The following is a 19,664-nucleotide window of genomic DNA, read 5'->3' as shown; positions in this document are numbered from 1 at the left end:
TTTTATCTATCCAGCATGAAGGGTTTTTCATGTGGCGGCTTCTCTGGGATAGTGTCTAGGACCATTTTTGCTTCTGGTTTTTTACTTAGCACAATTGGCGTTAGCTGGTTGGCAAGTTCCAGTGCCGCTGACAGTTTGCTGCTTCTTTCAGCAAAAACTTCAATCAGCGCCCCGTCTTTTCGCACATAATCACCTAGTTTAGCATGCAAAAGTACCCCTGCGCCTTTCTCTTTAGGTGCCCCCGCCGTGCGCGCTATGCGGACTATATCGTCGGTGCTTAACCAGAGTACTTTCCCTGCTTCTTTGGATCGAACTATAGCAGATTTTGAGCCTACAGGTAAATCCTCAGGTTTAACTGCTGGATTTCCACCTTGCGCTGCGATGATGTCCCGCATTTTCTGCATTGCTTTGCCCGAATCAATCATGTCCTGCGCCATACCCCGCGGGTTCTCTACGCCGACCATCTCAAAGAGCATGCTGGCCAAACTTAGTGCTTTTTCGCGGAGGTCAGGTGGTCCACCGCCCATAAGCGTTTGGAGGGCTTCTCGGGCTTCAAGAGCTGGCCCTATACCGCAACCTAGCGGCTGATCGCCGTATGTGAGGGCGCACTGAATGTTCAATCCCAACCGTTTGCCTAAGTCGATAAAGTCTGAAGCTAAAGTGTAGGCTTCTTGGCGAGTTTTGATTTTTGCCCCCATACCTGTGGGGATGTCGATGGCGACATGAGTGGCGCCTATGGCTTTCTTTTTGCTTAGAATCGAGGGTAAAAGCATCGGGTCTATACCCAATGGGTATTCAACTTGGATAAAGAGGTCGTCGGCAGGTGCCAACTCAAGCGAGCCACCCCAAGCAAGACAACCGCCTGTTTTTTTAACTGTTTCATAGATTTCTTTTATTGAAAGTGTGACTGGACATAGAGTTTCAACGCGGTCTGCGGTACCCGCTGGCGAAGTAATCGCACGCGACGAGGTTTTGGGGATAGTGAAACCTGCAGCGGCGACGATGGGTACAACGAGCATGCTGGTTTTGTCTCCTGGAATGCCGCCGACGCTGTGCTTGTCAAGGATAGGTGAAACGCCAAAGTTGAGGGTTTTTCCAGTCATAATCATTGCACGAGAAAGAGCTTCCGTTTCTCCTGTGCTCAACCCATATATGTTGAGTGCAGTGAGAAACGCTGCAATTTCTGCGGTACTTAAATGCCGCTCAACCACGTCTTTAACAATGGCAACTATGTCTTTTTCACGTAAACGTTCCCCGCGAAGCTTAGCGCGGATGTTGAAAAGCGATTCAGGAAGCGACGCCAACGCCACATCCACAACCTCATCGCCTTTTACGCCCAGTGCTGCCTCAGTTTCTTCGAAGAGGCCGATGCGGTTGCCAGGGAAATTTTCTGCGATGTTGATGATGGCGATGGATGTTTTGTCGCTGTAGGTGATTTTTATTCTGTCTGAACTGTGGACGCCGAGTTGGTTGGCGGTTTGTTCGCTGACGACGGCGATTCGGTTGCCGCCTGTGGTTATGTTTAAAAGTTCAACGATTAGCTCCATGTTTACCGCTTACTATTTGGTGGCATGTTATAGTTAAAGATTTTAAGGAAAAACAATAGTTAGTATTCGAGGAATTTTGCTTGAAGTATGTTGACTTTGTAGATTTATCCTACGAACCCAAAGAAACCGATTTACTCTGCACTTTTTACGTGGAGCCTGACGGCATCAACTTAAAAGAAGCTGCAGGCGGAGTCGCCGCGGAAAGCTCTGTTGGAACATGGACGGAATTAACCACTGAAAAGCCATATGTCAAAAAACTCGCCGCCCACGTATACAGCATCGAGGGCAACACCATAAAAATCGCTTACCCCATCGAGCTCTTCGAGGCAGGCAACATGCCAAACATACTCAGCAGCGTCGCAGGCAACGTCTTCGGCTTAAAAGCACTCAAAAACCTGCGCCTATTAGATTTAGAATTGCCCAAAGCACTGCTCGATGGCTTTAAAGGTCCACAGTTCGGCATTGCAGGCATACGCAAACTCCTCAGAGTTCCAAAACGCCCCCTCGTCGGCACCATCATCAAACCCAAACTGGGCCTAAAAACTAAAGACCACGCCAAAGTCGCCTACGAAGCTTGGCTAGGCGGCTGCGACGTAGTCAAAGACGACGAAAACCTCAGCAGCCAAAAATTCAACCCCTTCGACGACCGCCTAACCCAAACCCTGGAAAGTCGAGACAAAGCTCAAGACGAAACAGGGGAACGAAAAGTCTACATGGTGAACATCACTGCTGAAACCAACATGCTGCTTAAACGTGCTCAAGCTGTGGTGGATCAAGGTGGCGAATACGTCATGGTGGACATTTTAACGTGCGGCTGGTCGGCTTTGCAGACGCTGCGAGACCAAAACTTCAAGCTTGTTATCCACGCTCACCGAGCGGGCCATGCGGCTTTCACCAAAAACCAACTTCACGGGATATCCATGAAACCCATAGCGGCAGTTGCACGAATAATCGGCGTCGACCAACTTCATGTCGGCACAGTCGTAGGAAAAATGTCTGAAACCAAAGCTGAAGTGCTCGAAAACATCGCAGCATGCAAGGGCGAAATGGGTAAATTGAAGCCTGTTTTGCCTGTGGCTTCAGGTGGTCTGCATCCGCGTTTGGTGCCTTCACTGATTGAGACGTTTGGGGTAGATGTTGTGTTGCAGGCAGGCGGCGGAATTCATGGTCACCCAAAAGGCACAGTAAACGGCGCAAAAGCTATGCGACAAGCGGTGGATGCTGCGTTAGCGGGTAAATCTCTTGACGAATACGCAAAAAACCACCGCGAACTTGAGCTTTCCATAAAACAATGGCAGATTTAGGGGGTTTTGCTTAAATAATTTGTTTTGCCTCTTAAAACGGCTGTTTTTGAGCTGTTTTCATTTTTTTTACATTTTAGGCAGTTTTTTTGTCTTTTTTATTTTTTATTGCTTTTTTGGCAACAATAGGTTGCATAGTGCTTAGTGGTAAATCCTTATAAGGTAAAATGGTTAATATTATTGGAGAATTCACCCAATTTTTCCATTAAAGAAATGCGGGTGGATCTCAAAACTTTAAGGAGAAAAGAAAAAGTGAACAATAAAAACAAACTAGCTACTTTGCTACTAGCAATATTCGTAGCTTCAGTTGTAACATCAGTACCCTTGATGAACTCAAACGTCCAAGCACAAATCAGCGGAACCATGAAAACATACCCACTCGTCGACGCCATACCCAACCCAGTAGGTGTTGGCCAAACAACACTGCTCAAATGCGGTATCTCAGAAGCTGCACCATCAGCATCAATTGGCTGGTCTGGCTTGAAAATCGAAGTCACAAAACCAGACGGAACAAAACAGACTTTTGGTCCTTTCACCACTGACTCCACAGGCTCAACTTATACATCTTACACCCCTGACCAAATCGGCAACTACACCGTAACAACAATCTTCCCAAATAACACAGTACCATTCACATTCACTCCATCAGAAAGAGGCTATCAAATCTTAGCAGGAACCATACTACTAGAAAGCTCCATATCAATGACACTACAAGTAGTCGAATCAGTTGAAATCAACTATTACCCCGGTCATGCGTTACCAACCGAATACTGGAGCAGACCAATCGACCCACAACTCAGAGAATGGTACTCCATCTCAGGTAACTGGGTAGAACGACCAGTTAACTCCTTTGTAAAGTACCAAGACAACGCACCCGAAACCCCCCACGTCCTATGGGCTAAACCCTACGAGATGGGAGGATTATCAGGCGGCTTATACGACGGCGAAAACCAAGTTCCCGCAGCAATGTACGCAGGTGACGCATACGAAGGCAGATTCTCAAACTCAGTGGTAATCAACGGCAGACTATTCTATAACACAGCAGGCTCAGGCACTTACTCCACTGTAGGAATACCTGGTATCCAAGCAATTGACCTGCACACAGGCGAAAAACTCTGGTTCCTCAACAACACAGTACTCTCATTCGGACAAACCATGTTCTACCCAAGCTACAACGTAAACGGTATGTGGAACTACCTCTGGTCAGTATCTGGCTCAAACTACACAGCATACAGCCCCGATAACGGCGAATTCGAATTCATGTTCTACGGCGTTCCATCAGGATTCAGAACTTGGGGTCCAAACGGTGAAATCCTAATCTACCAACTAGACCGTACAAACGGTTGGATGGCACTTTGGAACTCAACTCTTGCAGGCTTACAAAACGCAATCATGGGTCAACCCTCATATGGCAGCTGGACTTTCGGTGTCATAGGACTAAACGCTAACGGCGTCAGTACAGCCAACCCAACAAACCCAATCGGCAAACAAGTTGACTCAGCATTCCCAGTCGTTAGATGCCTCAACGCATCACTACCTAAATGCTACTCCTGGAACGTCACAATACCCAAAGGTCTGCCAATCTCAACTTCACTAGGCGCATCCACAGGCAGAGTCATCGAAGACAGACTCGTCGGTGTCTTCTACAACTACTCCTACGTCCGCATATGGGCACTACCAATCACAGGAATCACAGCCACCAGAAACGCATCCATCAGTTCAGGCTCAGTAAACACAATCTTCGACAAGACATGGACTCCACCAACTGAATGGGTAGAAGGTAAAAACACCATACACTTCACAGGCGCAACCAACTACGTTGACGACCCAACTTACGGTACAGGTGTCATAGCACTCTGGTCCAAAGAACTCAGAACCCACTATGCTTTCAGCCTCAAAGACGGCTCATACATGTGGGCAACTGCCCCTGAACCATACCTTAACCAGTACGGTTGGGGTAACGCAGAGCACACATGGTACTTTGCATACGGTAAACTATACTCAGTCGGACTCAGCGGCGACCTCTTCGCTTATGACCTATCCAACGGCAAGACCTCATGGGTCTACACACTCAAAGACCCCTACACCGAGCCTGTCACTGGTGAGAACTGGTGGGGCTGGATTAGTCACATCGCTGCAGGCAAAGTCTACATCGGCACACTAGAACACTCAGCTAACAACCCAATCCCAAGAGGCGGACCATACGCATGTGTTAACGCAACCGACGGTAGCGAAATCTTCCGTGTAAACGGACTACTTCGTTTGACTCGTTGGGGTGGTAACCCTGTTATGGGTGACAGCATCATCGCAGGCTTCGACACATACGACCTACAAATCTACGCAATCGGCAAAGGCCCAAGCGCATTGACCGTTTCTGCCTCGCCAAAAGTTCAAGCACACGGCAGCAGCGTTCTAATCGAGGGCAGAGTAACCGACATATCACCAGGCACAAACGACCCACGCATTGCAATGCGGTTCCCCAATGGTGTTGCAGCAGTTTCTGACGACAGCCAAGGCGGATACATGCTCTATGTGTATAAGCAGTTCGAATGCCCAACCAACACAACAGGTGTACCAGTTTCAATAGCAGTCATTGACAGTAATGGTAACTACCGCGAAATCGGCACTACTACAAGTGATGTTACTGGCTTCTACAGCTTTAACTGGATGCCAGACATTCCAGGCAAGTACACTGTAATTGCAACCTTCGCTGGCTCTAAAGCATACTACGGCTCATACGACCAAACAGCTTTCGTCGTTGACGAACCACACGCAACCGCACCTCCACAAGCCACACCAGAACCTTCAGCAGCGGACCTATACTTCCTACCAATGTCCATCGCCATCATCGTAGCAATAGTAGTCATCGGTGCAATCCTTGCACTGTTGCTACTCAGAAAACACCCATAAACCACGGCAACAATACACAAACAATTTCCCCTTTCCTTTCTTTTTTGTTTACAACAAAAAAATCTGTTTTCTTATTCCAAATTGCACGTGCGCTCTCTGCTGACCTCCCCTCCCTTATATATACAGATCAGAAATACAGGTCCGTATGTTTTATGGAAACATTTTCCTTCCTGTGTACGGGTTATTTGAATTTCATTTTGAAGGCTAAGATGATAAGGGCTTGAATAAAGGCAAGCGAGTTTGCAATGATGATGGGTAAATCGTTTACGAAAACTCCGTAGATAAACCAGAGCAGTACTCCGCCGCAGAATAATAGGAACATGCCTGTGGAGATGTCCTTTGTTGACTTTGTTTTCCACACTTTCAGTAACTGCGGAAACAGTGAGACGGTTGTGAATAGTGCGGCGGTTAATCCGAGGATGGTTATTAGTTCCATAGGTTTTGATAGTGGGCTCAAGAGGGTATTTTATTGTTTCGTTTAGATTTGTTGTTGTTTCTGGCACAAAAAGGTGTTTTTGCTTTTTGTTGTGTTTGAGTTTTTTTGCGGTTTATTGCTTTTTCTAGGAGTTTTAGTTTTAATTTTTGGATTTTTTGCTCATTTTTTGTATCGTTTTTGGCTCTCTCCAAAAATTGTTGTGGCAATTAATTATTTGTGTACAATTTTTATCTATTTTGGTTTATAAGTATATTTTTTATAAATTACACGGCTGATGCTTTTACATATAATTTATTAAGCGATTTACCCTAAGATTGTGGCACAAGCTTTTAGGAGAAAAGAAAAATGTTAAAACAAAAATCTATACCCTTGATTATCGCAACAATACTAATGGTCTCGATGGTAATCTCAATAGTTCCATCACCACTCGCAAATGCGCAAAGCTCAGGCGAATTCGCAACATACGCCTATATTTCAGTCGCGCCAAACCCAATCGGAGTAGGTCAAACCACCTACATCTCAGTCTGGGTTGACGTTCCCTTACCTTCAGCAACAGAAGCAAACGATGTAAGACGCCACAACTACAAACTCACCATAACCGCACCAGATAACACAACTGAAGTAAAAACTTGGAACATTATCTGGGACACAACAGGCGTCGAATTTACCTCCTTCACGCCAACTCAACTCGGAACCTACACCCTCAAATTCGAATACCCCGGACAAACATACACTTGGGGCTCAATCAGCGCAGCATGGAATAATACCAAATTCCTCGCATCATCTGCATCAACAACACTGACAGTACAAGAAGAACCTATCAGCGGCACACCGGTCACACCGCTGCCAACCGAGTATTGGTCTCGCCCAATTTTCGGCCAAAACCATGCTTGGGCCCAGCTCGGGTCACACTGGCTTTGGGGCGCACAATTCGGCGTTTTCCAAATGGCTAGCTATAACCTCTGGCAACAAAGCGGGGTTGGACCTGAGAGTTCACATATAATGTGGACCTATCCAATCGAATCTGGCGGTGTTGTCGGCGGAAACAATGTTGGCATCGATGAATCTACCTACTACTCAGGCGGTTCATACGAAGGCAGATTTGCTAACGCCATTATTATCGATGGAAAACTCTGCTTTAAATTGCCCCTAAGTAACAGCCAAAACGGCGGCGACTACATCGCCATGGACTTACGCACAGGAAAAGAGCTCTGGCGAAACGCAACAATGAATCCAACATTCGGCGAACTCTACAGCTATGAATCAATAAACCAGCACGGCGTTATTCCAAACGGATACCTATGGCAAACAGTAACTCAATCAGCTGGATTACAAACTTGGATGGCTATTGATCCACTTACAGGCAAATGGATATTCAACCTAACCGATGTTCCCTCGTCAGGTACAATGGCATATACTGAGAAAGGCGAAATCGTGAAATACATACTCAGCTACAGCACAACTTCAAAAACTGGTTGGATAGCACTTTGGAATTGGACTGCTGCACCTGGCGCTGCAGCAAGCGCACCTGGATCAGGATCTGGAGCCTTCCAATTCAGACCAGTAGGCAAGAACATAAACTGCAGCACTGCGTACTCTTGGAACAAAACCTTCTCAGGAGACCTCGTCGGAAACCAAGCACCATCAATAGTCTACGTCTTGCCAGGAGATATTATACTTGGCAGAAGCAGCGCAATCACCGCAGGTGTCTTTAGTACAAGAGGAACACCAGATCCATACACGGTCTGGGCAATGAGTGTAAAAGACGGTCAGCAAGGACAAATCCTCTGGAAGAAATCCTATCCCGCTCCCTCAGGTAACATGTCTAGAACACTGGGCCCACTTGACCCAGTTAACCGAGTCTGGACCATGACTGACGCTGAATCAATGCAGTGGCTAGGATACAGCTTAGAAAACGGAAACCTCATCTGGGGTCCAACCAGCGTTGAAAAACGTGCAATGCAATTCTTCGCAAGCGGCTACGGTGCAGGTCAGAGAGCAGTCACAGCATACGGTAACCTCTACGAAGGCGGCTTCGGCGGAGAACTCTTCGCTTACGATGCGGCCACTGGAAAACTTCTCTGGAAGTACAACAACACAAATGCAGGTACTGATAACTCTTGGGGTCTAACACCAATCTTCATAGCAGCAATCGCTGATGGTAAAGTCTACGCTTTTAACAACGAACACTCACCAAACGCACCACTCTACAAGGGTGAATGCGTCTACATCATCAACGCAACTGACGGCACAGAAATCTCAAAGATGTTAGGCTGGGCAGGCCAAAGCGGAGGCCCAGGCAGCTCGACTAGCATTCTAGCAGACGGCTTCTTTGTCTACTACAACTACTACGACAACTCAATCTACTGCATGGGTAAAGGCCCGAGCAAAACAACCGTAGAAGCACCAATGGCAGCTGTAACTTTAGGTTCAAGTATAGTGATCCGCGGCACAGTAACCGACATCTCTCCAGGAACAAAACAATCCGAGCAAGCAGCAAGATTCCCCAACGGTGTTCCAGCAGTCTCTGATGCAAGCGTAAACCGCTGGATGGAATACGTCTATATGCAGCAGCCCTGTCCTTCAGACGCTACAGGTGTTCCAGTCCAAATCTTCGTAGTCGACGGTAACGGTAACTATCGCAGCATCGGAACAGCAACAAGCGACGCTACAGGTTTCTACAGTCTACAATGGAAACCCGACATTCCAGGCAAATACACCGTCTATGCTCAGTTCATGGGCAGCGCATCCTACTGGCCATCACAAGCAACAACAGCATTTGCAGTTGACGACGCACCCGAACCCACAGCAGCACCCACACCAGCACCAGCAAGCATGGTTGAACAATACTTCCTCCCCTCAGTCGCAGCAATCATTATCGCCATCATCGCCATCGGCGTAGTCATAATCCTGCTAGTACGCAAAAAATAAGCAAAAAGCAAACATCCACTTCCCTTTCTCTTTTTTATTCAATCTAAGAACCAAATCTATCTGTTCGATTTTATTAATTATCAAAAATGGGCACAGGTTTTCTTTTGTGTTAAACGCTTGCCTTGACTAGGGAAGGTTTAAATAAATACTGACTCATTTCGTATATGCTTCAAGCTAAAAAAACGGATGAAAATTCAGCATGTCACAGGAATACCGCTATATTGTTCGTATCATGGGTACAGACGTACAGGGTACCCAAAAGACATCTTACGCAGTTTCACATATAAAAGGCATAAGCACCAGCCTTGCAAACGCCATCCTCAAAAAGGCAGGCGTAAACCCTGACCTCCGCGTCGGTCTCATAACTGAATCCGACGTAGCCAAAATCGAGGACGTTATCCGGGACCCCGTAAAATACGGCATCCCCGCATGGATGTTTAACCGCAGAAAAGACAGCGACACCGGAAAAGATATGCATGTTTTAGGTGCAGATTTAGCATTCAAAATTAAAACTGACATTGACGGAGCCAAAGAAATCAGGTCTTGGCGTGGATACCGTCATGCTTACAGCCTGAAAGTAAGGGGCCAAAGAACCAAAACCACTGGCCGCAGCGGCAAATCATTAGGTGTCAAAAAGAAGACCCTTATGCAGAAACCCGGCGCAGCCGCTGAAGGAGGCAAATAAGCATGGGAGATCCAAAGAAGCAACGTAAGAAATTCGATACGCCGCGTTTCCGCTGGCGCAAGGACGTCCTCCAAGAAGAACTCAAACTCCTCGGAACCTATGGATTAAGGAACAAACATGAACTCTGGCGCCACAAAACCACCCTGTCCAAAGCCAGAGGTATCGCCCGTTCACTCATAAGCAAATCCACTGAAGAACGTGCAAAGATGGAAAACGAGCTCCTTGCAACCCTCAAAAAGAAAGGCATCTTACAGGAAACCGCGGTGCTTGACAACGTACTCGACTTAACCATCGAAGACATCTTGGAACGCAGACTGCAAACTATAGTCTTCCGCAAGGGATTAGCACGCACCGTTTTCCAGGCACGCCAATTAATCACACACGGTCACATATCTATCGACAATCGCCGTGTAACTATCCCTGGTTACATTGTGCCTAAAGAGGAAGAAGCAAAAATTGTTTATTCTGCAGAAAGTGCAGTTGCAAAACAGGAACATCCCCTACGCCTAGGACTAGCAGTTGTCGCTAAGCAACCTGAGCTTAGGCAGCAGCAGAGAGGCCGAAGAGGCGGAGGACGCGGAGGCGGCAGATTTTGAGTAACCCAGCAAACAGCAAACGTAACGACAAATGGGCAATCGTCCACATATTCAGTTCCTACAACAACACACTCATCCACATAACCGACATATCAGGCGCAGAAACCATTGCACGCACTACAGGCGGTATGTTCGTCAAAGCCGACCGCATGGAGTCATCACCCTATGCGGCAATGCGGGCAGCTACCGGCGCAGCTGAGGTAGCCCGAGACAAGGGAATCACTGCTATTCACATCAAAGTTCGCGCTCCAGGTGGCAGTGGTCCAAGAACTCCTGGTCCAGGTGCTCAAGCAGCTATTCGTGCGCTCGCGAGATTTGGCTTCCGTATTGAACGCATCGAAGAAGTTACCCCAATTCCACATGACGGAACCAGAAGGCCTGGCGGCAGAAGAGGAAGAAGAGTCTAAAACCTCTCCTTACCCCGTTTATTTAAGGGAAAAATACAAATAATGCACCGAAATATCGTATTGACCGCAAAGCCATTATAGTAACATTATTGGAGTGTCTTGGCAAGTGTTAAAGATAGAAGTCTTGGAAAAAACCGATACAAACCTTCGCATAGCCGTAAAAGGCGCAGATGTGCCTCTAATGAACGCTCTGCGTCGTTTAGCACTTGCTGAAGTTCCCAGCATGGCAATCGAAGAAGTTGTCATGATAGAAAACAGCTCCATTCTCCAAGACGAAATCATTGCTCATCGTCTGGGACTTATTCCATTAAGAACAGACCTCGACGGGTACAACCTGCCTGACGAATGCGACTGCCAAAGCGAGTTCGGCTGCCCCAAATGTCGCGTCACTCTTACCCTTGATGCAGAAGCCAAAGACGGAACAAGGACCGTCTACAGCGGCGAAATCGTCTCAGAAAACCCAGAGATTCTCCCAGTTTCCGACAAGGTTCCAATTATTAAACTGGCTAAAAATCAGAAACTTAAACTTGAAGCATATGCGCGGCTTGGCAGAGGAAAAGCACACGCAAAGTGGCAGCCAGTTTCTATGTGTGCATACAAATACTACCCAAAAATCACCACTCCCGAAAAGAAGTGCCCTGACTGCAGCAAATGCGTTGACATCTGTCCACGCAAAGTTTTAGCTATCAAAGATGAAAAAGTCGAAGTCCGAGATCTGTTGGCTTGTACGCTTTGCATGGACTGTGTTGAGGCTTGTCCGCAGGGTAAGGCTTCGCCTTTGAAGATTGAGTGGGAAAAGAACCAGTTCATTATGAACATTGAATCTACAGGTGCCCTTCGTCCCGAACGGGTGCTGAAGGAAGCTACTAAACTTTTAGCTAAACAACTTAAAGAGTTTGAAAAACAAATCAAGGCTGAACAAAAATGAGACAAACCAAAACAACCAACCCCCAACTAATCGAACTTATCAGTACGCTGCGCAAGCAAAGCAAAGAGCAAGATGCACCAATCTGGCTTGACGTAGCAGACTACTTGGCGAAAACCCGCAGCCAACGTGTCGTCGTCAACCTCAGCACAATAAACCGTAACACTGAAAAATCAGACGTAGTAGTTGTTCCAGGAAAAATCCTAGCTTCAGGCGCACTCGACCATCCCGTTACGGTGGCGTCGTTTGATGCTTCTGACTCAGCCAAAGCCAAGCTTGAAGCAGCAAAATCAAAATACATCACAATCCAAGAGCTACTGGAGAAAAACCCCAAAGGCTCAAAAGTAAAAATCATCCGGTGAAAACAAAATGGCACAAGTAACAACAAAACCAGCCGTTACCTTGGTGAACGCTGAAGGCCAAATCGTTGGCCGCATGTGCAGCAAAGTAGCCAAGATGCTTCTGAACGGCGAAGAAGTCGTCATACTTAACGCTGAAAAAGCAGTGTTTTCAGGTAAAAAGAAAAGCAAAATCGCCGAAGCACACCTCTTTCTAGAAGTTGGTGCACCTGAACGTGGACCCTTCCACTACCGCAGACCCGACCGTTTCCTACGCAAAACCGTTCGCGGCATGGTGCCCTTTAAGCAACCTAAAGGCAAAGCAGCCTACAAACGCCTAAAAGCATACATGGGTGTGCCAGCAGAATTCAAAGACCAAAAAATGATATCTTTCGATGATGCCCAAGCAGCAAACCTAAAAGGGCCACACTTCACCCTTGCCGAACTGGCAAAAGAAATCGGGTGGAGAAACAGGATGGAATAATTATGCCAACAGCACCAGCAAAGAAAGTTCTTGTAGTAAGTGGAAAACGAAAAACCGCAGTTGCCCGCGCCATCATTAAACCAGGCGTCGGCAAAGTCCGTATAAACCTAACTCCCGTGGAGATTTACGAACCTGACATCGCAAAAGCCAAAATCATGGAGCCACTCCTCCAAGCAGGCACAGACGTCTGGAGCCAGCTAGACATGGACGTCAAAACCCGCGGCGGCGGCTACATGGGTCAAGCAGAAGCAGCACGCATGGCCATAGCTAACGGTATACTCAAATGGACTAAAAGTACACACCTCCGTACGGTTTTCAGTGAATACGACCGCACCATGATTGCAGGCGACAGTCGCGCTAAAGAAACCAAGAAAGTCGGCGGTGCAGGCGCAAGAGCTAAGGAACAGAAAAGCTACCGATAGGAGAATAGAAAAACGTGATTATCCCCGTAAGATGCTTCACCTGCGGCAAGTTGGTTGGAGACCGATGGGACGAATTCACACGCCGCATCAAGACCGGCGAAAACGCAAGTGACGTACTTGACAGTCTCGGATTGAAACGGTACTGTTGCAGGCGCATGTTGCTCTCTAACGTGGAAATCATTGACGAAGTATTGCGGTTCTACGAAGAAGCAGAGAAACGCAAAGAAGCCCGCAACTTCTACTAATATTTCTTTTTTAGTTACTTTTTAGAAAAAGCTTGTTAATGTAACGTTTTCTGATGGCGGTTCAGCGGTGCCTAACATGTAGCTTGGGTGCTTTTCCAGATTTAATTCTGCAGTGTAAGCCGTCTTATAATAAGACAGCACGGTGTTTGCTTTGCTCAGAGTCATTTCTTTTAACGCAATGTTTCTTATGCTGCCTTCACGTGATGGATAGGTTGCGACTATTATGATTTGATGTTTCTTTGCCAGGTACTCGAGATAGCTAACGATTTGACTGTATACTCTTTGCACTTCTTCTTTTGGGATTGCAGGATCGAAGAATAAGCCAGCGATGTCGGAGATAACCACAAATTTGGCGTTGCAAGTGAGGATTTTTTCTTCCAGTTTGTCCATGATTAATGAGGTTAATTGGTAGGCGGTGAATGCTGTGAAGTTGTAGATTCTTTGTCGAGCGGTTGTTGGGTTGATGTGGTTTTGTTGTGCGATTTTTGAGATGTTGTTTTGTGAGAAAGTGTTTCCGCCATCGATGAATATTACGTTGCTTGCTAAACCTCCTAATTGGGTGGGTAGTTGGGCTCTTACACATAGCAAGGCAGTTAGGGAAGTAATGGCGCTTGACCCGTATATAACTGCGAATTCGCCTAGAGTGAACCCTGGAAAAAGGTAGTCAACTTCTGGTGTGTTAAAGGCGAATTTCTGTTGGGTCGCCTTAGGTTGAACCATTACTTTCTGCATCATGTTTTTAGGTCTCCGATTATTGTACGGAGCACCATTACCCCATTTTTGCCTATTTAAAGCACCGTTCAAAATACCCTATCGTGGAGGGGGGAGGGGACTGAAAGTGAAATCTAAAATCGGGTTTAGGCTTGATTTACCTGTTGGTCATGCATCTCTTTTTGTTGCCGAAGTATCGCAGTAGCTAACGTGGCAAGGAAGATAACTGAGAACGAGAAAACTGCTATCCCGATTTTGTAGCTTAAACTTATGTCCGCGTAGAAAAGCGCCATCATAGTCACCAACATCAACGCTATCACAAGTGCCTGTTGAACGCCGCTGAAGACTTTAAAGCTTCCAAAACTCATCTTTTCACCGTTCCTAACTCTGTTAGTTTGGTTAGCTCATACGCGGGATATTAATTTATTGTTTCAATCTCTGCTTTTTGGGTAATGAATTTGGTTTAATGAAAATTTGGTAAAATAAGTAGAAATTTGGGGGTGGCAGCGGGTTTAGAGGTTTGTGGTGGATAGTTCTTTGACGCGGCTTTCGATGAATTCTGCTACTCTTTGCTCGCTGAACTCTTGCTCTTCTTTTTGAGCTTGCAGTTGCTCTTTAACGGTTGCTAAGAGTTTCTCTACGTCGACAGGTTTCAGTAGGTATGCATCTGCGTTTTTGTTAAGGGCTGAGATTGCGTTCTGCATTGATGGGTAACCGGTGACCATGATTTTGCGTGTTCTTGGGACGCCGTCTTTGAGTAGTTTCAGTAGTTCTACGCCTTCCATGTCTGGCAATCTGATGTCTAGGAGAGCGACGTTGTAGGGTTTTTCTTGGGTTTTCTGTATTGCTTCTTTTCCTGTAGCTGCTAAATCCACTTGGTATCCTTCGTCTTGAAGGATAGCTTTCATGGTGGTTCTTATGGTTTCGTCGTCGTCGACAACGAGGATTCGGGGATTCTTATCCATACGTTTTCACCTCCATTTTCAATTTTGTTTTCGATGGGGAATGTTAGTGTGAAAGTTGTTCCTTTGCCTTTGGCTGTTGTAACTGTTATGGTGCCATTGTGTGCCTCTACTACCCGTTTGCAGATGGCTAAGCCGAAGCCCATGCCCTGAGCTTTTGTGGTAAATAGGGGTGTGAAGAGTTTTGGCATGATTTCTTCATCTATGCCTGGTCCTGTATCGGAGATTGAAATCTCTAAAGCATCTTTTAATTCTCTGCTGTTCACCGTGATTTTGCCGCCTTCCGGCATGGCATCTACGGCGTTTTTGATGAGGTTGATGAAGACGCGTTTAATTTTGTCTCTGTCAACTTTGATTGTGGGGTTATCTTTGAGGTTGTTTTTGACCAAGATTTTTTGGGGTATGTCCAGCATTGATAAGGAATCTTGGAGTAGCCGTTTAGGTGACTCTTCATCTTTTATGAGTGCCATTTCTTTTGAGTAATCCAGCAGGTCATTGATTATCTTGTTTGAGTAGTTGACGCATTTATCGATTATGTCCAGCATCTCTTTGGTTTGTTCAAGTGGAAGTTGAGGTATCTTTTTCTTTAGAAGGTAGGTTGAGTTTTTGATGCCAGTTAAGGGGTTTCTTAGGTCGTGTCCAATCATGCTTGCTAATTCGCCGATGGCGGCCAACCGTTCAGATTTAACGAGTTCCGCTTGTGTCTTTTTAAGTTCATCCGTTCGCTTTTGGACAATTTCTTCTAGTCGCTGAGAGTACTCTGCAAGTTTGTTCTGTAATTGTTTTCTCTCAGTGATTTCAACCGCAATTTCCAAAGCGGCTATGACATTTCCATCTTTATCTTTAATTGGCGTGCTGATTAGTTCAACCCAGATATCTCTATTATCTTTGGTTCTTCTGTAGTAATCTCGTCGAACGACTGCTTCCCCGTTTTCAAAGACTCTTTTTACACCGCATCCTTTGCAAACGGTTGGGGAGCCTGCGCCAAATGTTTCGTAGCAATACTTGTTTTCAAGGCTGCCGCAGCCAGTAATCTTCAGCGCTCTTGCGTTCGCCCAGATAATCTTGTAGTCTCGTCCTATGATTGATAAGACCATGTCTGTGCTTTCAGCTACGCTTTCAAGCATGTCCCTTTCTTGTCGAAGTGCTTGCTGCATGGCTTTCCATTCACTAATATCTCTGACAATCGACAGGAAGCAGAGGTTACCGTTTAGTTTAACTATGGAAACTGAAAGGTCAATTGGAAACTTGGAGCCGTCTTTTCTTAATGCTGTTAAATCGAAATGGCGTCTTGCTGTATCTGTTAGTGATAATTGATTTAGGAATTTTAGGTGGCTCTTGTGAAATTCAGGCGGAATCACTAAATCCATCATTTTTGCGCCTAAAGCTTCCTCAGATGTGTAACCGAACATTTTCTGTGCAGCTGGGTTCCAGTACATCACTTTATCTGTTGAGTCGCAAAGTACTATCGCATCCATTGCGGATGTGCTGATTGCTCTGAATCGCGCCTCGCTTTCCTTTAGCGCTTTTTCAGCCCGTTTGCGTTCTGAAATGTCTGAAACAACCGCCAATATCCCAGCTTTGCGTTTCTGTTCATCTGCAATTACTGACAGCGAAACTGTTGCGTCCATGTAACTTCCGTCTTTTCTTGGGAACACAAACTCGTATGTTCCCCTCATGTCTAAACGCGTATAACCATTCAGAACATCACGGATTTTTCCAGCCTTAGCTGGGTCGATGAAGCTGAAAAGCGATTTTCCAACCATTTCTTTTTCGCTGTAACCCATCATCTGCGCCATACGTGGATTAACAAAAACCGTAACCATGTCGTTGTTTACTGTCCAGATGCCTTCTTGAGCTATCTCGATCAGTTGACGGTATCTTGATTGGCTTTCGATGAGTGCGTTTTGGGTTTTTCTTGCTTCTGTTATATCGTGGTATATACAATGCAGGTATGTTTTGCCGTTAGATTGAAACGGCTTAATGGTAACAATGACGTCGCGGATTTCGCCTGTTTTGGTTCTATGTTTGGTTTCAAATTCGCCCCCGCCTTCCGCCATCATTTGTTTGGCGTGTGCCCGAACTTGTTCAGGTGTTTCTTCCGCTTGGAAATCGGGGATGGTGATTTTTTCAAATTCTTCTCTGGTGTAGCCCAGCTGTAAATGAGCAACATCGTTGAACTCGACAAATCCAAGCGTTTCAGGATCAATAACCAATACTCCCAATGGGGATTGGTCAAAGAGTGCATGGTACCTTTGTTCAGCATCCTTTAATTGCTGTTCAGCTATTCTTCTGATTGAAATATCTTTTACCAATCCAACAGCGTGCCATTTTTCTCCAACCTTCAAAGGTGCGATGGCCAATTCAGCGGGAAATTCTTTGCCGTCACTGCGGCGTCCGTTGACTTCGACTGTGCCTACTGTAAAGTACCCGATGCCAGTTTCGCCGAAGACCTGCATGCTCTGTTTTATGCGTTCTTTTGCTTCTTTGCACAAAGACTTGGGCGCGACTAGTTCATGAATTACTTTTCCGAGTGCTTCTTTGCTTGTGAATCCGAAGATTTTTTCTGCGGCGAGGTTCCAGAAGGTGATTTTTCCTTCGTGATCAACCATTACCAGAGCGTCTTTGACGGAGTTGGCTAAGATGTGGAATTTTTCTTCACTGCTTCGCACCGCGTCATGCATTCTGTTTATGCCCGTCACGTCATGGCAGGTCAACAAAAGCAGCTTTCTTTCAGATAGCTGGATTGCTCTTTTGTTAACGAGGACGATTCTGATTTCGCCATTTTTTGTGCGATGTTTAGTTAAAAACTCTGTTTGCCCATCTCTCAACGCAGTTTTGATTCGACGATTGATTTCACGTAGATCCTTTTTTGCTTCTAAATCCGAGAGACGGAGTTTGCTGAATTCTTCTCTGCTGTAGCCAAGTTGGCGATGGGCAACGTCGTTGAATTGAAGAAACTCCTGTGTTTCAGGGTCTACAAGGGCGACTCCAAGTGGGGTCTGCTCGAACATGGCGCGGGAAAGTTCCTCAGCTTCTTTAACTTTTTTCTCCATTAGTTTTCTCTGGGTTGTCGGAACAACAATTTCAAGTGCAGCGAAAATTTGGCCGTTTTTATCTCTTACAGGTAAAGCAGTTATCTGAGCCGAGATTAAGTTTCCACATGGATCGAGTCTTGCATCTTCTTTGGTTGCAATGTTTTCTCCGTCAAAGATTTTTTTCACTGGGCAATTGGAGCAAACGTCTGCTCGTTTTTTGTGCAGAACCTTGTAACAGGTTTTGTTTGTGATGTTTTTACCTGTTTTTTCTTTCATCCATTCGTTTGCCAAAATTATCTTGAAGTTTTTATCTATCAGGGTTAATCCAACGCCCGTGTTTTTGGTGACTGCCTCGATGATGTCTCTTTGTTGCTGTAGGTAGTGCTGGGCGTTTTTGCGTTCTGTGATATCTCTGACTGTGACAACTATTAGTTCTTCTTTGTCAATCTTTAAGGTTGAAAGGGAGATTTCGGTTGGGAATTCGGTGCCGTCTTTTTTTAGGGCAGGGAATTCTCGTGTTCGACGGAAAGTTTCGGGGTTTTTGATGAATTCTGTTTTTAACTCTGAAAGTAATTTCTTTGCTTTGGGTGGTATAATTGTATCTTGGATTTTTTTGCCCATGACTTCGTTTTTTGTGTAGCCAAATATTCTTTGCGCCGCCGAATTCCAGTAACGGATTACTTGTTTTGTGTCAAATATGATGATTCCGTCGAAGGCTGAATCGCTGATTGCTTCGAAATTTAACTTGGTTTTATGCAGGTCGTTTTCAAGCGCTTTTCGCTGTTGTACTTTCTCGGTTACGTCGCGGAAAACGACTACGTCAACTAATTCGCCGTTGTGTTCGATTATTTTGGCGTTAATTTCTAAGACGGCGATTTTTCCGTTGATGTTTAAAGGCACTTCATATGGCGGAACATTCTGCCCGTTTAATCTTTTTTTCAGGTTTCTTTTAATGTCCTGAATGGTTTTTTTCCCAAATAACCCCAGTTTAAAGAGGTTTTTTCCCACCAGTTTGTCGCATTTTATGCCTGTGTATTTTTCGGTTGCTTTATTCACAGCTAACGCTTGACCTGAGGCGCTCATAACCACGGCTGGATCTGCTATGTAGCTTAGAAGTGCCGTGAAGGAGTCTTCAAGTTTCCTGTTCAGGTGTTTCTCCTTCATTTAGCATAACCTCAAAGTCTGTTACTTCATTTTTTCTACCTGAATTTTCAAGGCTTAACTGAGCTAACTTTAAGTATTTTTCAAGCGTTAAATCGGGAACTAACCACTTTGGTCCCACCCATTTGCAGTTGCATTTGATTTTTTCGTTTAGGCTTTTCATGATTAAAATCTCAAGTGGGGCGGCGGCGTTACCGAAGATTTTTCGTAAGGCGTTGGCGAAGTCTTCGATTCGGTCGGGGATGTCTTGTTTTGGGAGTGCAAATTTGGTTTCTAGGCTGAAGTAAATCGAAAACCTGGTGGTTTGACCTAGAGCTAAGAATGCTTCATCTAGGGCTTCTAGCAGTAATGCTGCGAATTTCTTTTCGGTTTTCGTTTTTGCCAAGCGGTTCATCTCGTCGGTGGTGCCCTTGCTCTGCTACCAAACCGCGGTGTATGGATTATATTGGTAAAGGGTGAAAAATGAAGTAAAAGGCTTATGAATCCAGAATTCAGACTACCACTGTAGTTGAGGTGAAGTGTGTTTTTTGGGTTTTTGCTGTTTTTTGTTGGGTGTGTTTTTCTG

18 protein-coding genes are annotated in these 19,664 nt (G+C 45.6%); 11 read left to right on the top strand and 7 right to left on the bottom strand.

Annotated elements, in window-relative coordinates; genetic code table 11:
- Nucleotides 1-2: 2 nt before the first annotated feature.
- Entirely contained in the window at nt 3-1,547 is a 1,545-nt protein-coding gene (locus NWE96_05075; protein MCW3983349.1) for an AMP phosphorylase, read from the bottom strand.
- 80 nt (nt 1,548-1,627) lie between these two features.
- Here NWE96_05075 and rbcL point away from each other — a divergent pair, with 80 nt between their 5' ends.
- Nucleotides 1,628-2,851 (top strand): type III ribulose-bisphosphate carboxylase, encoded by a 1,224-nt coding sequence (gene rbcL, locus NWE96_05070; protein MCW3983348.1) that lies wholly within the window; start codon nt 1,628-1,630, stop codon nt 2,849-2,851.
- Between the two features lie 249 nt (nt 2,852-3,100).
- Nucleotides 3,101-5,758 carry a hypothetical protein gene (locus NWE96_05065; protein ID MCW3983347.1) on the top strand — a complete coding sequence of 886 codons (2,658 nt, stop codon included), beginning with the start codon at nt 3,101-3,103 and terminating at the stop codon, nt 5,756-5,758.
- A gap of 181 nt (nt 5,759-5,939) precedes the next feature.
- Here NWE96_05065 and NWE96_05060 read toward each other — a convergent pair whose 3' ends face one another.
- Nucleotides 5,940-6,194, bottom strand: coding sequence for a SemiSWEET transporter (locus tag NWE96_05060; GenBank protein MCW3983346.1), 255 nt, complete (start codon nt 6,192-6,194; stop codon nt 5,940-5,942).
- Nucleotides 6,195-6,539: 345 nt separating this feature from the next.
- Here NWE96_05060 and NWE96_05055 point away from each other — a divergent pair, with 345 nt between their 5' ends.
- The 9 genes from NWE96_05055 (at nt 6,540) to NWE96_05015 (ending at nt 13,227) form a co-directional block, all read left to right on the top strand.
- Nucleotides 6,540-9,125: a PQQ-binding-like beta-propeller repeat protein gene (locus NWE96_05055; GenBank protein MCW3983345.1), complete on the top strand. Its 2,586-nt coding sequence runs from the start codon at nt 6,540-6,542 to the stop codon at nt 9,123-9,125.
- A 199-nt stretch (nt 9,126-9,324) separates the two neighbouring features.
- Nucleotides 9,325-9,810 carry a 30S ribosomal protein S13 gene (locus NWE96_05050; GenBank protein ID MCW3983344.1) on the top strand — a complete coding sequence of 162 codons (486 nt, stop codon included), beginning with the start codon at nt 9,325-9,327 and terminating at the stop codon, nt 9,808-9,810.
- 2 nt (nt 9,811-9,812) lie between these two features.
- Nucleotides 9,813-10,406 carry a 30S ribosomal protein S4 gene (locus NWE96_05045; GenBank protein ID MCW3983343.1) on the top strand — a complete coding sequence of 198 codons (594 nt, stop codon included), beginning with the start codon at nt 9,813-9,815 and terminating at the stop codon, nt 10,404-10,406.
- A complete protein-coding gene (locus tag NWE96_05040) occupies nt 10,403-10,813 on the top strand; it encodes a 30S ribosomal protein S11 (GenBank protein MCW3983342.1) in 411 nt (136 codons plus the stop codon). Before NWE96_05045 ends, NWE96_05040 begins: the two co-directional genes overlap by 4 nt.
- Before the next feature lie 124 nt (nt 10,814-10,937).
- Nucleotides 10,938-11,741 carry a DNA-directed RNA polymerase subunit D gene (locus NWE96_05035; GenBank protein MCW3983341.1) on the top strand — a complete coding sequence of 268 codons (804 nt, stop codon included), beginning with the start codon at nt 10,938-10,940 and terminating at the stop codon, nt 11,739-11,741.
- On the top strand, nt 11,738-12,100 hold the full coding sequence (locus tag NWE96_05030; protein ID MCW3983340.1) for a 50S ribosomal protein L18e: 363 nt from the start codon (nt 11,738-11,740) through the stop codon (nt 12,098-12,100). Before NWE96_05035 ends, NWE96_05030 begins: the two co-directional genes overlap by 4 nt.
- Before the next feature lie 7 nt (nt 12,101-12,107).
- Nucleotides 12,108-12,560 (top strand): 50S ribosomal protein L13, encoded by a 453-nt coding sequence (rplM, locus tag NWE96_05025; GenBank protein MCW3983339.1) that lies wholly within the window; start codon nt 12,108-12,110, stop codon nt 12,558-12,560.
- A 2-nt stretch (nt 12,561-12,562) separates the two neighbouring features.
- Nucleotides 12,563-12,982, top strand: coding sequence for a 30S ribosomal protein S9 (locus tag NWE96_05020; GenBank protein MCW3983338.1), 420 nt, complete (start codon nt 12,563-12,565; stop codon nt 12,980-12,982).
- Nucleotides 12,983-12,996: 14 nt separating this feature from the next.
- A complete protein-coding gene (locus NWE96_05015) occupies nt 12,997-13,227 on the top strand; it encodes a DNA-directed RNA polymerase subunit N (GenBank protein MCW3983337.1) in 231 nt (76 codons plus the stop codon).
- Nucleotides 13,228-13,248: 21 nt separating this feature from the next.
- On the opposite strand, the gene NWE96_05010 is transcribed toward NWE96_05015, so the two are convergent.
- The 5 genes from NWE96_05010 to NWE96_04990 form a co-directional block, all read right to left on the bottom strand.
- Complete coding sequence (locus tag NWE96_05010) at nt 13,249-13,962, bottom strand: hypothetical protein (protein MCW3983336.1); 714 nt, start codon at nt 13,960-13,962, stop codon at nt 13,249-13,251.
- Between the two features lie 122 nt (nt 13,963-14,084).
- A complete protein-coding gene (locus NWE96_05005) occupies nt 14,085-14,306 on the bottom strand; it encodes a hypothetical protein (protein MCW3983335.1) in 222 nt (73 codons plus the stop codon).
- Nucleotides 14,307-14,450: 144 nt separating this feature from the next.
- A complete protein-coding gene (locus NWE96_05000; GenBank protein ID MCW3983334.1) occupies nt 14,451-14,903 on the bottom strand; it encodes a response regulator in 453 nt (150 codons plus the stop codon).
- Nucleotides 14,855-19,102 (bottom strand): PAS domain S-box protein, encoded by a 4,248-nt coding sequence (locus NWE96_04995; protein ID MCW3983333.1) that lies wholly within the window; start codon nt 19,100-19,102, stop codon nt 14,855-14,857. Before NWE96_04995 ends, NWE96_05000 begins: the two co-directional genes overlap by 49 nt.
- On the bottom strand, nt 19,071-19,484 hold the full coding sequence (locus NWE96_04990) for a hypothetical protein (GenBank protein ID MCW3983332.1): 414 nt from the start codon (nt 19,482-19,484) through the stop codon (nt 19,071-19,073). Before NWE96_04990 ends, NWE96_04995 begins: the two co-directional genes overlap by 32 nt.
- Nucleotides 19,485-19,664: the final 180 nt, after the last annotated feature.

The sequence above is a fragment of the Candidatus Bathyarchaeota archaeon genome (assembly GCA_026014685.1).
In the GTDB taxonomy this organism is placed as follows: Archaea; Thermoproteota; Bathyarchaeia; order Bathyarchaeales; family Bathycorpusculaceae; genus Bathycorpusculum.
The sequence above is the reverse complement of the archived record's forward strand: the minus strand, read 5'-3'. Positions and strand labels throughout refer to the sequence as shown.